At 73.2% G+C, this 14,888-nt stretch carries 10 protein-coding genes; 3 read left to right on the top strand and 7 right to left on the bottom strand.

Going from position 1 to position 14,888, the window contains the following annotated elements:
* Positions 1-3 precede the first annotated feature (3 nt).
* From DDW44_RS00230 to DDW44_RS00220, 3 genes are all read left to right on the top strand, one after another.
* The gene (locus DDW44_RS00230; RefSeq protein WP_108905134.1) at positions 4-1,146 is read left to right on the top strand and encodes an ABC transporter ATP-binding protein; all 1,143 of its coding nucleotides are present in this window, start codon (positions 4-6) and stop codon (positions 1,144-1,146) included.
* Between the two features lie 87 nt (positions 1,147-1,233).
* A complete protein-coding gene (locus DDW44_RS00225) occupies positions 1,234-2,556 on the top strand; it encodes a flavin monoamine oxidase family protein (protein WP_108905133.1) in 1,323 nt (440 codons plus the stop codon).
* 7 nt (positions 2,557-2,563) lie between these two features.
* Positions 2,564-3,958: an aldehyde dehydrogenase family protein gene (locus DDW44_RS00220; protein ID WP_108905132.1), complete on the top strand. Its 1,395-nt coding sequence runs from the start codon at positions 2,564-2,566 to the stop codon at positions 3,956-3,958.
* 84 nt (positions 3,959-4,042) lie between these two features.
* Here the strand turns inward: DDW44_RS00220 and DDW44_RS00215 are convergent, their stop codons facing one another.
* The 7 genes from DDW44_RS00215 to DDW44_RS00185 form a co-directional block, all read right to left on the bottom strand.
* Entirely contained in the window at positions 4,043-5,812 is a 1,770-nt protein-coding gene (locus tag DDW44_RS00215; protein ID WP_108905131.1) for a lysyl oxidase family protein, read from the bottom strand.
* Positions 5,813-6,083: 271 nt separating this feature from the next.
* The gene (locus DDW44_RS00210) at positions 6,084-6,767 is read right to left on the bottom strand and encodes a formyltransferase family protein (protein WP_108905130.1); all 684 of its coding nucleotides are present in this window, start codon (positions 6,765-6,767) and stop codon (positions 6,084-6,086) included.
* Positions 6,764-9,922: a non-ribosomal peptide synthetase gene (locus DDW44_RS00205; RefSeq protein WP_108905129.1), complete on the bottom strand. Its 3,159-nt coding sequence runs from the start codon at positions 9,920-9,922 to the stop codon at positions 6,764-6,766. The genes DDW44_RS00210 and DDW44_RS00205 overlap by 4 nt, the downstream gene beginning before the upstream one ends.
* Positions 9,923-9,924: 2 nt before the next feature.
* Complete coding sequence (locus DDW44_RS00200) at positions 9,925-10,959, bottom strand: NAD-dependent epimerase/dehydratase family protein (protein ID WP_240800537.1); 1,035 nt, start codon at positions 10,957-10,959, stop codon at positions 9,925-9,927.
* A complete protein-coding gene (locus DDW44_RS00195; RefSeq protein ID WP_108905128.1) occupies positions 10,956-12,914 on the bottom strand; it encodes a fatty acid CoA ligase family protein in 1,959 nt (652 codons plus the stop codon). Before DDW44_RS00195 ends, DDW44_RS00200 begins: the two co-directional genes overlap by 4 nt.
* Positions 12,914-13,861 carry a beta-ketoacyl-[acyl-carrier-protein] synthase family protein gene (locus DDW44_RS00190; protein ID WP_240800538.1) on the bottom strand — a complete coding sequence of 316 codons (948 nt, stop codon included), beginning with the start codon at positions 13,859-13,861 and terminating at the stop codon, positions 12,914-12,916. The genes DDW44_RS00195 and DDW44_RS00190 overlap by 1 nt, the downstream gene beginning before the upstream one ends.
* A 2-nt stretch (positions 13,862-13,863) precedes the next feature.
* Complete coding sequence (locus tag DDW44_RS00185) at positions 13,864-14,862, bottom strand: 3-oxoacyl-ACP synthase III family protein (protein ID WP_244223932.1); 999 nt, start codon at positions 14,860-14,862, stop codon at positions 13,864-13,866.
* Between the last annotated feature and the right edge of the window lie 26 nt (positions 14,863-14,888).

Raw genomic sequence — 14,888 nt, 5'->3', positions numbered from 1 at the left:
ACCGTGACGCCCACCGCCTCCTCGCACCACACCACCCCCGCCGACTCCACCCCCACCTCCACCACCGCGCCGACAAAGACCCCCGCACCCGCCGTCCGGCTCGACGGGATCAGCAAGAGCTACGGCGACTCCCATGCCGTGCACGAGCTCTCCCTGGACATCGCCCCCGGCGAGTTCTTCTCGCTCCTCGGCCCCTCCGGCTGCGGCAAGACCACCACGCTGCGGATGATCGGCGGCTTCACCGACCCCACCGACGGCACCGTCCTGCTCGGCGGAGAGGACGTCACCGCCCTCCCGCCGAACAAGCGCGACGTCAACACCGTCTTCCAGAGCTACGCCCTGTTCGACCATCTCTCGGTCGCGGACAACGTGGCCTTCGGCCTCAAGCGCAAGGGCGTCGGACGCGCCGAGATCCGTGAGCGGGTCGGCACCATGCTGGAGCGGGTGCAGCTCGGCGGTCTCGGCGACCGCAAACCCCGGACGCTCTCCGGCGGCCAGCGCCAGCGCGTCGCCCTCGCCCGGGCCCTGGTCAACCGCCCGCAGGTGCTGCTCCTCGACGAGCCGCTCGCGGCCCTCGACCTCAAGCTCCGCCGCCGGATGCAGGTCGAGCTCAAGCAGATCCAGCGCGAGGTCGGCATCACCTTCGTCTTCGTCACCCACGACCAGGACGAGGCGTTGACCATGTCCGACCGGATCGCGGTGATGAACGAGGGACACGTCGAGCAGTGCGGAACCCCCGAGGACGTCTACGAGCGCCCGTCCGGCAGCTTCGTCGCGTCCTTCATGGGCACCTCCAACCTGGTCCCGGGCACCTATCGCGCCGGCCGGATCGCCGTCGACGAGGGACCTTCGCTGCCCGTCGGCACCCGGGCCGGCATCGCCGACGGCAGCCGCGTCCACCTCTCCGTGCGCCCCGAGAAGATCTGGCTGTCCGACTTCGAACCGGGCATGGTCCTGGCCACCGGCGTCGTCCGCGAGACCGTCTACTCGGGCGCCACCACCACGTACCTCATCGAACTCGCCCCCGGCATCACGCTCTCCGTACTGGAGCAGAACACCGCCCGCTCGCGCATGGAGGACCGCTGGGCCGGCGGAGAACGCGTCGAGGTCGGCTGGAAGCCCGAACACTGCCTCGTCCTGGACTGACCCCAGCCGCCCCCACCCGGCCCCCAGCCGCCCCCACGCGGCCCGCGGCAGCGGCCGTCGCCCCATCCAGCGGAGGAACCCACGCCCATGAACCACGACGTCATCGTGCTCGGCGCCGGCCTCGCCGGCCTCGCCGCCGCACGGGACCTGGCGGCCGGCGGCGCCGACGTGCTCGTCCTGGAGGCCCGGGACCGCGTCGGCGGACGCGTCGAGCAGACCGCACTCCCCGACGGCCGGCTCGTCCAGCTCGGCGGAGAGGTCGTCGGCCGCGCCCACACCGCCTACCGCGAACTCGCCGCCGAACTCGGACTGACCCTGGTCCCCAGCTATGTCGCCGAACCCGGCCGCATGGCCAGGGCCACCCCGGAAGGCGTCTGCGCGGGCGATCCGCCCCACTGGTTCGGCCCCGGCGACGAAGCCCGTCACCGGCGCCTCACCGCCGCCTTCACCGCCCTCGCCGAGGGCGTCGACCCCGACGACCCGTGGTCCCACCCCGAAGCCGGTGCCCTCGACGCCCTGTCGGTCGCCGGCTGGCTCCGCATGGAAGGCGCGGGTCCGGCCGTCGTCCGCCTCTGGGAGATCGGGCAACTCGCCCTCGCCAGCGGCTCGTACGAGCGCACCTCGCTGCTGTCGGCCCTGCGCAAGCACGCCGCCGTCCCCGGCACCGGCGCACGCGAACACTACGACTACGAGGACTGGGAGGGACTGCGGGTCGCGGAGGGTTCCGCCACCGTCGCCCTCCGCATGGCGGCGGACCTCGGCCCCCGTGTCCGCACCGGCGCGCCCGTGGACCGGCTCGCCGTACGCCCCGGCGGCTGCACCGTACGGCTCGCCGGCGGCGAGACGCTCACCGCGGGCGCCGTCGTCTGCGCACTGCCCGTGGGCCCGCTGCGCGCGGTCGCCGTCAGCGGCGTCTCCGACGCGCGGCTCTCCTCGCTGCACCGGCAGCGCCAGGCCGTCGCCGCCAAGTTCACCGCCGCCTACGACAAGCCCTTCTGGCGCGACAGCGGCCTCAGCGGCCTCTCCGAATGCGAGGGCGTACTGGGCTCCACCTGGCCGCAGAACGAGGGCGTCCTCTCCGCCCTGGTACCCCCCGAACGCTACGGAGTGCTCCTCGGCATGCCCGACGCCCTGCGCACCCGCGAACTGCTCGCCGACATCGCCCGCCTCTACGGCGAGGAGGCCCGCACCCCGCTGAGCACCCACATCCGGATGTGGGGCACCGACCCCTGGACCCGGGGATACGTCACCCAGTGGCTTCCCGGTGACGTGACGGCCGTCGGCCCTCTGCACGGCACCCACGAACCGCCCTTCTACGTCTGCGGATCCGACCAGTGGGTCGCCGGCTACATGGAAGGCGCGGTGCGCACCGGCCGCGCGGCCGCGAAGGAGGCGCTGCGCCGTGGCTGACGCATGCGTGACCGTCCTCAACCACATCGGGGGAGCGGACGTCCCCGCCGCGTGCGGTGCGGCGACACGGCTCGTCGACCCCACCAGCGGCCTGACCCGGGGCACCGCACCGCTGTCCGGCACCGCCGACGCCGACGCCGCCTGCGCCGCGGCGGCCGCAGCGTACGACCGCTGGTCGCTGACCACCCCGGCCCAGCGGCAGCGTGCCCTGCTGCGCATCGCCGAGGCCATGGAGGACCACGCCGACGCACTCGTGGCCGCCGAGACGGGCGACACGGGAAAGCCCGCCGGCCTCTTCCGCGCCGACGAACTGCCCGCCGCCGTCGACACCGTCCGCTACTTCGCCGGCGCCGCACGGAACCTGCCGGGATCCGCCGCCGGCGAGTACACCGAGGGGCGCACCTCGCTGCTCCGGCGCGAGCCCGTCGGCGTCTGCGCCCAGATCACTCCGTGGAACTACCCGCTGATGATGGCCGTGTGGAAGGTCGCCCCCGCGATCGCCGCCGGGAACACCGTCGTCCTCAAACCCGCCGACACCACGCCTTCGTCGTCCGCCCTGCTCGCCGGCCTCGCCGCCGAGCATCTGCCGCCCGGCGTCCTCAACGTGGTCTGCGGCGACCGCGACACCGGCCGCGCGCTCGTCCACCAGCCCGCCGTCCGGATGGTCGCCGTCACCGGCAGCGTCCGCGCCGGCCGGGAGATAGCCGCGGCGGCGGCCGCCGACCTCAAGCGCGTCCACCTGGAACTCGGCGGCAACGCCCCCGTCATCGTCCACCACGACGCCGACATCGAGACCACCGCCGCGGAACTCGCCGCCGTCGCGTACTACAACGCGGGCCAGGACTGCACCGCCCCCACCCGCATCCTGGTGCACACCGCCGTCCACGACGCCTTCCTCACCGCGTTCGCGGCGCAGGCGGAGAAGCGGCGCCCGGCGGCCGACTTCGGCCCCCTCAACAACGCCGCCCAACTCGCCTCGGTCGAAGGGCTGCTGGAGCGGCTGCCGGCCCGCGCGGAGATCGTCGCCGGAGGCGCGCGGGCCCCGCGCCCCGGCTACTACCACGAGGCCACCGTCGTCACCGGAGTCCAGCAGGACGACGAGATCGTCCAGCAGGAGGTGTTCGGCCCGGTCGTCACGGTGCAGCCCTTCGCCGACGAGACCGAGGCGTTCCGGCTCGCCAACGGGGTACGGCTCGGACTCGCCGCCGGTGTCTGGACCACCGACCACGACCGGGCCATGCGGGCGACGCGTGCGCTCCACACGGGGATCGTGTGGGTCAACACCCACGGCACCACCGTGTCGGAGATGCCGCACGGCGGTGTCAAGCACTCGGGCTACGGCAGCGATCTGTCCCTCGCCGGACTGCTCGACTACACCCAGGTCAAGCATGTGATGCTGTGACGGTGCGGGCGCCGGTGGATCACGGCCGCCGTGGGATCACTTGCGGTGGCGCCACGGGCGGCCGTGATGGTGCGGACGTACGCGTCAGTTGGCGTTCACCAGCTCGTGCGCCGGCACCGTCACCGTCCGCTTGCCCGGCTTGCCGCCGAGGACGACCTTCCGCAGCGCGCTGTTGTTGGCGGTACTGGTCTCCTTCAGCCGGTTCTCCGGGTTCGCCAGCACCTGGATGTAGTACGTGCCGTTGGGCAGGCTGGTGATGTCGAAGGACTGACCGGGCAGATCCTGGGTGTAGGTGTCACCGGAGCCGACGTCCAGCACCTCCCGGACGGAGATCGAGTTCTCCTGGCCGCACGCGGTGGCCAGATCGGTGTTGAACGGGTGCCAGTTGGCGTTCTTCACCGTGTAGTCGACCGCGTCGGTGTTGGCCAGGCAGAAGGCCTCCTTGCCGCTGCGCACGGTCTCCTTCTTGTCCGCCTTCAGCAGCCGGTAGCTGGCGAAGTCGGTGAAGTGCCAGTGCATGTGGCCCGGCCGCGGGTCCCACTCCATGGTGCCGGTCGGGGTGTAGCCGACCTGCTTGCCCTTGGCGTCGTAGAAGTACTGGTAGGCGTCCATCGTGGCCTTGCCGGGCGAGCGGAATCCGTCCACCACGAGCTGCGCCGGGCCGGCGTTCCAGACATTGGCGCTGAAGGCCAGGTAGTCCTTGCCGGGGACGTCCTCTCCGCCGTCGCTGATGGTGATGCCGTAGGCCGGCAGCGACCGCAGGTCCGGCTTGGGGACGTTCGGGACGGAGGGCTTGCCGGCGGGCCGCTTGGCCAGCGGCCCCAGGGCCGGTGCCTTGCGCGAGCCGTCGGTCTGGCCTTCGGTGTCGCCGACCCTGGCCGAACGTGCCGTCTGCTGCTTCTTCAGCGCCCACGGCAGAGCGGGAGGCGCGGCCTTCAGCGGCCCGTGACCGACGTTGTACGAGGGCCCGGCGCCGCTCGTCACCGCGGCGGCGGCCTGGGCGGGCGTCGGGGCGTGCCCCGGCCCGTGGCCGGCGTGGGCGGCGCCGGCTGCCGACGGCGCCGGGTGGGCGGCGCCGTGTCCGGCGTGCTCACCGGAGCCGGCCGTCCGGGCCGCGGCGCCCCGGCCGTCCTCGAAGCTGCGCTCCTGCACGGTCACCTTCACCGTGGCGGGCCTGTTCGCGATGCCGAACAGGTCACGGTACTTCTTGGCGACCGAGACCTTGGCGGTGTAGGTACCGGCGGCCAGCTCGACCGGCCTGGTGTACGACCCCGCGTACGTGTTGGCGGCCCAGCCCTTCTCCACGCCCCACACGGAACCGAGGGTGAAGGGGTTGGTGGGGCAGCTCTCCGGATACTTCGAGGTGGCGGGCGCGTCGGGCCGCACGCGCCCACTGGCGTTGTTCGGGCAGAAGCTCTCGGCACGTCTGAGGACCTGCTTGCCGGCCTTGTCGGTGACCGTGATCTCCGCGAAGCCCGGCAGCCCGGAGAAGTCCTTCACGGTGCCGTTGGGCAGTGCCTTCGCCCTGGCCTTGCCGCCCTCGTAGACGGTCTGGGTGATGGTCACCGGGTCCCGGTAGGACTTCCGGGTCACCTTCAGCTCCAGCGGAGTCCCCTCCGCGGTGAGGTAGGTTCCGAGATCCAGGTAGACGCCCGGGTCCTCCTTCCAGGAGGTGAGCGTGATCGAGCTGCTCGCCGCGATGAGCCGCAGGTCGGGCCCGGCCGCCGCGGCCTTCGCCGAATCCGATGCGGTGGCCGCGAATCCTGCCGTCACGGTCACGGCGGCGATGGCGGCGATGGCCGTGGTGCCCGCGATCAGCGGACGCCGCAGCCGGGTGGTGCGCGTGGTGGTCATCGTTCCCTCGTCCTCCGGGATGCTGTGGGAAGCAGACAGCGGGCGACACGGCTCGACGACGTACGACGGCCGGCTGCCCGCGTGGTGAGAGGAACGGACCGGGCGCTCGGTTCCGCAGCGCCGAAAACGCTGCGAGGTTGGCCGGAAAGGGCCGTTGCGGACGGCGGCCGGCCGCTGCCGCGGGTACGGCCTCACCGGGTGACGCCCCCCAGCCGATCGTTTCGAGGGCGCGGACGCCGCACCATGTCCTCGCGCACGACCCGGGGTCGCCTCATCCCAGGACCGCGGCGAGCTCCGGGAGGTAGCCCGCCAGGAAGCCCAGGTCGGTGGCCCGGCCGAAGTTGGGGTGGTCCCGGTACCGCGGTAGACGGGCCAGTTCCCTGCGGCCGAAGTAGCCACCGGGGCCGGCGCCGCCGGGCCGGTCCGGCCCGCCGTTCCAGGCGGGGTCGGCCGCCACCAGCGGCAGGCATCGCTCGAAGAGCCCATGGCAGATCTGCAGCCCGCGGCGCAGAACCGTGTGGAACGGCTCGTCGGGCCCGATCGGATAGCGGTCGGCGGCCAGCACGGGCCCGGTGTCGATTCCCGCGTCCACCTGGTGGAGGGTCGCGGCGAACTCCCGCTCGCCACGCAGCATCGCGTAGACCAGGGCCACTGCCGGCAGCCCCCGGTAGGCGGGCAGCGGACCGTGGTGGACGTTGAGGACGCGCAGCCCGCTGGACAGCACCGGCGCACGGAAGATCATCCGGTTGTTCAGCGACCAGACGACGCCGTCCGTGCTGGCGGCGACCAGTTCGGCCGCCACGGAGTTGACGTCCGTGGCGGCACGGAAGGGGACATCGGGCCGGGCGGCGTTCACGGCCGGGGGAGGACCGCAGACCAGGTCCACGGGCAGGCCGCTGTCGAGGGTGTGCCGAACGGCGCGCCACAGGAGGGCGCCCTCTCCGACGAAGATCACGACTCGCTCCGCAGCGCCTCGACGGCCTCGACCACCCGGCCGAGCGTCAGGGTGTCGCTCAGAGGGCCGAGCCGGGTCAGGAACCGCTGCTCCGCGTCCCTCCCCGGCAGCTCCCGGCCCAGCGCTGCCAGCATCTCCAGGACGAGGAGCGAGTCGCCGCCCAGCGCGTGGAAGTCGGACGAGGCATCGAGGTCCGCGGCATCGCAGCGCAGGACACGGGCCCAGATCCCGGCCGTCACCGCGGCCACACCGGGGTCCGGCTCGTCTGCCGCCCCCTCGGGACGCGGTCCGGTGGCGGGGTCCGGCACGTCGGGCGCCTCCGTGGGTGCGGGTGCTCCGTCGAAGGGGTTCGGCAGCGCGCCGCGGTCGGTCTTGCCGCTGGTCGTCTCCGGCAGCCGGGTGACCGTACACACCACCGTCGGCACCAGGTGGGACGGCAGCGAGCGCCCGAGATCCGCCCGTACGGCCGCCTCGTCGAAGACGGCGGAGCCGCGGACCGGCACCACGAAAGCGCACAGCGCCTGCGCGCCGGTGTCGTTCCTGCGGCGGGCGACCACCGCGGCCTGCGCGATGTCCGGCAGAGCGGTGAGCGCGGCCTCGACCTCGCCCGGCTCGACACGGTGACCGCGGATCTTCACCTGGGAGTCGATCCGTCCGGCGTACTCCAGTTGCCCGTCGGGCAGGCGGAGCACCAGGTCACCCGTGCGGTAGGCGCGCCGGCCGTCCGGGAGGTACACGAAGCGTTCGGCCGTCAGGTCGGGGCGGCCGAGGTAGCCGCGGGCCAACTGCACTCCCGTCACGTGGAGTTCACCCGGCTCGCCGTCCGGGACTTCCTGGCCCCGCTCGTCGAGTACGGCCAGCGACGTGCGGTGCACCGGCACTCCGATCGGTGCGGACGGGCGCCCGGTGCCGTCGCCGTCGCCGACGACGGCGACGGTGCAGGCCACCGTGGCCTCGGTGGGGCCGTAGACGTTCACGAAGAGGCAGTCGGGCCCGAAGGACGCGCGTGCCCGGTCGCTGGTCGCCGTGGTGAGGTTCTCGCCGCCGGACTGGAGCGCGCGGATGTGCGTGGCGCGGACTCCGAGGCGCCACGCGAGATCGAGATGGGTCGGCGTCATCCCGAGGGTGTTGGCCAGGCGTCCGGAGAACAACTCGCGCAGCTTGACGTGGTCGAGCTCACCGGGCACCGGCACGACGGCACCGCCGTGCACGAGGGGCGCGAAGATCTGCATGACCGAGAGGTCGAATCCGGGGGAGAAGGAGTACGCGGCCCGGGTCTCCTCGTCGCAGCGCATGAAGGGGGCGATCCACCCGACGACGTTGGTCAGGCTGCGGTGCTCGATCTGGACGCCCTTGGGCCTGCCGGTGGAGCCCGAGGTGTAGATGACGTACGCCAGATCGTCGGGGCCCGGAGCGGCGGCGGCGAGGGCCGCGCGGCCGCGCTCGTCGGCGGTCGCTCCGTCGCCCGCGACGTGCTCGAGGAGGAGCGTCGTGCAACCGCTGCCCTGAGCCCGGTCGCACCAGGCCCTCTCCGCCAGGCAGATGCGGGCTTCCGCGTCGCACAGCAGTTCCTCGACCCGCCGCGCCGGATTGCGTACGTCGACGGGCAGGAAGGCGGCGCCCGCCTTCAGTACGCCCCAGACCCCGGCCAGGCCCAGCGCCGAACGGTCCGCCAGGACCCCGACGACCTCGCCGCGCCGGACGCCGCGGGCGAGCAGTGCGGCCGCGACGGCGTCGGAGCGGCGGTCCAGTTCCGCGTACGACCACCGCAGGCCGTCGCCGAGCACCGCGGGCGCGTCCGGCCGGCGGGCGACCTGCGCCCGGAACTGCTGCACCACCGAGTCGTCCAGTGAGGGAAGGCCGCCGGGCCCGGGCGCGAGCAGCAGCTCGGCGGCGCCGGGCTCCCGCGGCGCCGCCGGGGGCGGCGGGCACGAGGCCGGCGCGTCCGCGCCCAGCGCGGAGCCGATGCGATCCAGCAGGGCCTCGCAGCGCTCGCCGACGTCAGCGGCCCCACGGGCGGAGACCACCAGCTCGATGTGCTCGGGCAGTTCCAGCAGCGCGATGCTGACCGGTACCAGGGGAGCGTGCACGGGCAGGGCGTACACGGTCCTCGCGGTGAACCCCCCGGCCTGGAAGTCGGCCGGCGTCAGTCGGCCGGCGTTCGACACGATGGCCGATGCCGGGTACCGGTGCCGTGCCCGGGTGGCGGCGCGTGACGCGCCCAGCAGGGCCGCCGCCGCGGGAAGCGGAAGGCGCGCCAGGGCCGATTCCGCGCCGCCCGCCAGTTCCCGCCGGGAGGCCAGCGCGCCCAGCAGCCGCCGCTGCACGGCGTTCGCGCTCTGGCCGGACGGGACGTCCAGGAAGACCGGCAGGGCCAGATTGGCCGTCGACGACACACCCGGGGCGTGACGCCGCAGGTCCACGGGCACCATGATCCGGGCCGCCGGGCCGGGTACGCCCTCCGCGACCGCGGCCGCCACCTTGGCGGCCAGCGCCGGATGGCGGCCCGGCACCGTACGCCGCCGCCACACCGCACCGCTGCCGGGCCGGCCGCCGAGCGGTGAGCGCCGGTCGAGCCCGAGTCGGGGCCGCTGCCCGGTCCTGCCCACCGCGTCCAGGAGCGCGTGGTCGGTCAGCGGGTCCGCGGCGCCCCGCGGGGGTTCACCCCGCAGGGCCCGGAACACCTCCGCGGCCCAGACCGACACGCCCTTGAGGTCCATCACGGCGTGGGACGCCCTGAAGACCACGGTGCCGGGTTCGCCGGTGAGCAGCAGCACTTCGCAGGCCGGGCGGCCCTCCGCGTGGGCGAGCGGCGCGACGAGCTCCGGCGCTCCCGTGAGCGCGGTGCGGTCCAGCGGCGTTCCTTCGGCGACCACGACCCGTGGCGGAGTTCCGCTGTCGGCCCACATCCTGCCGCGGCGCACCAGCCGCGAGCCGGGGCATGACGCCGAGGCCTCGGCCACGGCACGGCCGAGGGCCAGGGCGTCGATCGGCCCGGTGCCCTCGACCACCAGCTGCAGCACCAGCAGTTCGCCGCCCAGCCGGGCGGCGGCAAGGTAGGACCACTCGGTGGGGGAGACGGGGCGGCGGAAGACCGCCCGGCCAAGGGACCCGGTACCGGCACCGCCGCTCACCGCGGCGTGCTGCCTGCTCATGACTACCGCACCTTCCTGATGTACTCGTTGACGCCGCCGATGCCGTCGATCCAGGCCTCGAGCCGGGCCATCCCCACGTCGTGGGCGACCGGCGGCGGGGCCAGGTCCCGCCGTGCGGCCGACGTGTCGTACGTCGCCGAACGCGTCAGCAGGGCCAGCGTGTACCGGGAGAGCGGCGGGGAGGAGTGCCTGGCCAGCGGCGGCAGCTTCCAGAGCGTGTCCGCCGTGGCGGCGAGCGCCCGCAGCAGACCGAGGGAGACCTGCCGGGTGGGGGGCTTGCCCCCGAACCTTCCGGCGAGGACGGCGAGCATGCTCCACACCTCCACCGGCTCCCGGTCGGCGATGAAGTACGCCCGGCCGCCGACCCCGTCGGCACGCGCCGCCCGTACACAGGCGTCGGCGGCGTTCTCGCAGTAGCACAGCGAGGCGTACACCGGCCTGCCGCCGGAGAGGTCGGGCAGACGTCCCGTCATCATCTTCGCGATCAGCCGGGGCATGAAACCGGAAGTGTCGCGCGGGCCCCACACGGCCCGCGGGCGCAGTGCGACGGTGGTGAACTCCCTGCGGTCCGCGGCCAGGACCAGGCGCTCCGCTTCGGCCTTGGTCTCCGAGTAGAGGTTGAGGTGGCGTGCGGGGTAGGGCTCGCTCTCGTCGATGCCGAGCTGGTCTCCGCCGCGGACGCCCATCAGCGCGCTGGGGCTGCTGATGAACACGAAGCGCCGTGCCCCGGCCCGCCGGGCCGCCGCCATCAGGCGTTCGGTGCCCCGGACGTTCTCGTCCCGGAACTGGGCGCGGGTGCCGCGGTCGGTGACCCGGGCCGCGCTGTGGTGCACGACGTCGACGCCTGCCGTCGCCCTTCGCAGGGACGCGGTGTCACGCAGATCCCCGTACGCGAACTCGACGCCCGCGACGGTGCGCAGATGGCCGAGGTCGCTCTCCTCGCGGACGAGGACCCGCACCGTGTCTCCCGCGCGCAGGCAGGCGTCGACGATGTGGCTGCCCAGGAACCCCGACGCGCCCGTCACCAGTACCTTCACGCGGCCGCCCCCTTCGGCCGGCCGCCGCGCCGGCGCCACCAGGTCGCACCGAACAGCATCGTCAGCGCGGCCGTCGCCCAGGGCCTTCGCCCGGTGGCCAGCTCCTGCTCCATGCGCAGGGCGGACGGTATCTGGAGCGCATGGACGACGACGCTCAGAAAGGCGTCGATCCACCACAACGCGGTCAGTGCCACGTGGTCCCAGGGCAGCAGCGGCCAGGCGGCCAGATAGGCCCAGCCGAGCAGCGGGACGGCGCGCAGCGCCCGGTCCGCGGCGGCCGGGCGGCGACTGCCGGTGAGCCGGTCCTCGGCCCAGCCGGCCAGCAGCTCCCGGCGGATCTTGGCGTTGTGGCGGATGTCCACGGGGAAGGCGGGGTGCGGCAGGAAGTCGTCGATCCCCTTGGTCACCGGGTTGCCGGCGCCCAGAGCGCGCAACTCGCGCTCGATCCGCGGCCAGTGCCCCGGACCCGCGTCCGCTTCGAGCTCCACGCACAGTACGGGCCGCTGCTCGCCGTGCGGGCCGAAGCCCACCAGCGCTGTGCGTCTGACCTGCGGGTGGGCGTTGAAGACCCCTTCGCAGCGCACGGTGTGCAGGTCGCCGTTGGCCGTGCGGACCCGGTGGCTCTTGCGTCCGCAGAACCAGATGCGGCCCTCGCCGTCGATCCATCCGACGTCACCGGTGCGGTGCCAGCGACGCCCGCCGTCCTGGATCTTGTGCGCGGCATCGGCCCCGGGGGAGCGGAAGTAGCGCGGGCTGACCGCCTGGCCGCTGACCACGATCTCGCCGATCTCGCCTTCGGCGACGGGAAGCCCGGGCGTCCAGAAGGGAACCGGACCGTCGCTGACCTCGATGGTGCGGACCGTCGCGCCGGGTGCGGGCCGCCCCACGCAGACACCGAGGGCGGCGGCCGGGCCGTCCGCGGGTCCGGCCAGTGCCTCCCTGCTCTCGACCAGCGCCATCGGCAGCGCCTCGGTCGACCCGTAGGTGCTGAACACGTCCGCGTCGTGGGGCAGTACGGCGCGCAGCGCGCTCATCAGCCCGGGACTCACCGGGGCTCCACCGGAGACGATCAGACGCAGGGACGGCACCCGGGCGCCGGTTTCCGCCAGATGGGCCGAGAGCGGTCCCAGCAGGGCGGGCGAGGCGAACATGGCGTTCACCCCGAAGCGACGGATCGCGTCGGTGAGCACAACCGGGTCGGCGGCGCCGACGCGGCCCATGTTCATCCTCGGCACCACCACCGTGCGGCCCGCCGCGAGGTCGAACACACCCATCAGCGGCATGGTGACCAGGGTGCTGGTCATGTCGGCGGTGAAGTGGCCGGCCTCGACGCCGTGCGCCATCCCCCGCAGCATGCCGACGGTGATCTCGACCGGCTTGGCCGGACCCGTACTGCCGGTGGTGTAGCCGATCAGTGCGATGTCGTCCGGCCCGGACGCCTGCGGGGGAAGGTGCGGCCGGCCCGCGCCGAGCGCGGCCAGCTCCCCGAGCCCGTCTTCCCGGGGCAGCGTGATCACGCTCTTCACTCCGGCGAAGGCACGCGGCCGAAGGCGCCGCAGCAGGTGCGCGGACGGTACGCCGATGAAGGCCTGGACTCCCACCCGGCGGATGCAGTCCAGCATGCGGCCCAGTCCCATGCCGGGGTCGACCACCACGGGCACCGCGCCCGTGTGCATCAGGGCGAAGACCAGCACGAGCAGATCGGCGCCGGGAGTCACCAGCAGGGCCGTACGGGTGCCGCGGCCGATGCCCCGAGCGCGGAGACCGGCGGCGCATGCGGTGACCCGGGCGGCGAAGTCGCCGTAGCCGACCGAGGTGTAGGCGGGTGGCCCGGACGAGCCCTGCCTCCTGGCGGGATGGACGACGGCCGTCCTGCCGGGGGTACGGGCGGCGTGCCGGGCGAGCAGCTCGGCCAGGGACGCGTTCCGGGTCGTCCCGGTCACGGTGCCGGACATCAGCGGGCGGCTCCCTCGGTGTCGCCGGTCAGCCGGTACAGCGACACCGCCGAGCTCAGGCCCGCGCCGACGGCGAGGAAGAGGATCCGGTCGTGGCCCGTGAGCCGTCCCGAGTCCCGGGCCTGTGTGAAGCCGTAGGTGAGCGCGGAGGTGTGCGGGTCGCCGGTGAGCCCTTCGACGGTCACCGCTGCATCGGATGCCAGGCCCAGGCGCTTGGACAGGCGGGAGGCGAAGTCGTGCGACGGCTGAGAGGTGATCAGCAGCGTGCGGTCCAGGACCGTCGGCGCCTGGGCCGCTTCCGTACCGTACTCGGCTGCCAGCGCGCCGCGCACCGAGTCGACGGCGAGATCGAGCATCCGCTCCACCACGCCGCCGTCGCGGTCGACGGCTATGGTGCTGCGGCCTTCGGAGCCTGCCTCGTACAGCGGCAGATATCCGTTGACGCCATGGGCGCCCCGCGGCGAGCGGTGGTGCACCCGCCCGAAGCCCCGGGTGCCGTGCTCGCGCTCCAGCAGCAGAGCCGCGCCGGTGCTCGCATACGGGAACTCAGCCGTCCCCGCTCTGGCCGGGTCCATCGACGGGTGGGTGTCGGCCGAGACCACCAGGACCCGGCGGGCGCTGCCGGCCGCCAGCAGCGAACCTCCGGCCTGGACGGCGTTCAGCACGCCGCAGGCACCGTTCATCAGGTCGAACGAGAACGCGGCACGCCTGTCGGCGGCGTGGAGATAGTCCAGGTTGATGCCGATGCGCTTCTGGATGAGCGCGGCGACCGAGGGCTCGGAGACGTTGGAGTCGCGGTAGACGCCGACGTTGATCAGCACGTCGATGTCCCCGGGGGTGAGCCCCGCTCGCCGCAGACACGCACGACCGGCGGATGCCGCGTATCCGATGGCGCTGCCGGTCTCGTCGGCCGGGCTGAGCGCCGTCGAGGTGATGACGGTGGCCATGGTCATACCTCCAGGGAGGAGACGGTCGCGGACAGGAACCCGGTCACCACGCCGGAGGCGGCGGGCACCATGAGGATCTTCGAGCCCCTGGGTATGCGGCGCTCCACGAGTGCCTGGTGCAGCACCAGGTAGTGGGATGTGGTCGCGGTGTTGGCGAACTTCTCGACGACCGAGAGCGATTCGGGCATCGGTGTGCCGAAGATGTTCTCGCCCACGCGGTTCATGAAGTCGATGAAGCGGCTGCCGACCTGGTGCTGGATCACGAAGTCGTACCCCTCGTCGGCGAACCGGCGGCCGTCGTCGGCGAGCCTGTCGCGGTGGAAGGCCGGCCACAGCGAGAGACGGTCCTCGGCGTGCATCTCCTTGTTGTCGGTGTACATGGCCAGGTCGCCGGTGTCGTCGCTGGGCATGCCCAGGCACAGGTGCGAGTACTCCGAGCAGGTCATCAGCTCGATGTCGTGGATGACGTCGGCGTCGTCGGCGGCGCGGTCGACGATGACGGCGACGGCGGAGTCGCCGACGGAGAGCGAGGCGAACTGAGGGTCCCGGCTGTCCGCCATCTCGCGCGCGGCGGTGAAGGCGATCGGCGTGATGTGCTCTCCGCTGAGCACCAGACCGTTGCGCACCTCACCGGTGCGGATCATCCGGTCCAGGAGATGGACGCCGGTCATCATGCCTGCGCAGGCGTTGGACACATCGAAGTGGATCGCGCTGTGCGCGCCGAGTTCCCCGGCGATGCGCCGGGCGAACGAAGGCTCGAACTGGTGGCGCCGGCCGTCCGTCGTGCGGCTGATGGAGCACGAGATCACGACGTCGATCTGCTCTGCGGCGTAGCGCGAGCGACCGAGGCACGCGCGGGCCGCCGAGAGGGCCATGGTGCGGCAGTCCTCGGGGGTGCCGGCGGTGTCGTCCGCGACCCGGCGCTCGGCCATTCCGGTAATTCTCAGAAGGTCGAACTCAGGCGCCTTCTCCATGCGGGCGAGGAGTTCCGGAGTGCTCATGGAAGCCGGTGGCAGATAAGCTCCGA

Source organism: Streptomyces tirandamycinicus, assembly GCF_003097515.1.
GTDB classification, from domain to species: domain Bacteria; phylum Actinomycetota; class Actinomycetes; order Streptomycetales; family Streptomycetaceae; genus Streptomyces; species Streptomyces tirandamycinicus.
This window is presented reverse-complemented; position numbering and strand designations above follow the sequence as displayed.

Bases quoted from the DNA above. Each gene is read 5' to 3' on its own strand.
- DDW44_RS00225 (WP_108905133.1), top strand. From the start codon at position 1,234: ATGAACCACGACGTCATCGTGCTCGGCGCCGGCCTCGCCGGCCTCGCC.
- DDW44_RS00215 (WP_108905131.1), bottom strand. From the start codon at position 5,812: ATGACCACCACGCGCACCACCCGGCTGCGGCGTCCGCTGATCGCGGGC.
- DDW44_RS00195 (WP_108905128.1), bottom strand. From the start codon at position 12,914: ATGTCCGGCACCGTGACCGGGACGACCCGGAACGCGTCCCTGGCCGAG.
- DDW44_RS00205 (WP_108905129.1), bottom strand. From the start codon at position 9,922: ATGAGCAGGCAGCACGCCGCGGTGAGCGGCGGTGCCGGTACCGGGTCC.
- DDW44_RS00185 (WP_244223932.1), bottom strand. From the start codon at position 14,862: ATGAGCACTCCGGAACTCCTCGCCCGCATGGAGAAGGCGCCTGAGTTC.
- DDW44_RS00190 (WP_240800538.1), bottom strand. From the start codon at position 13,861: ATGGCCACCGTCATCACCTCGACGGCGCTCAGCCCGGCCGACGAGACC.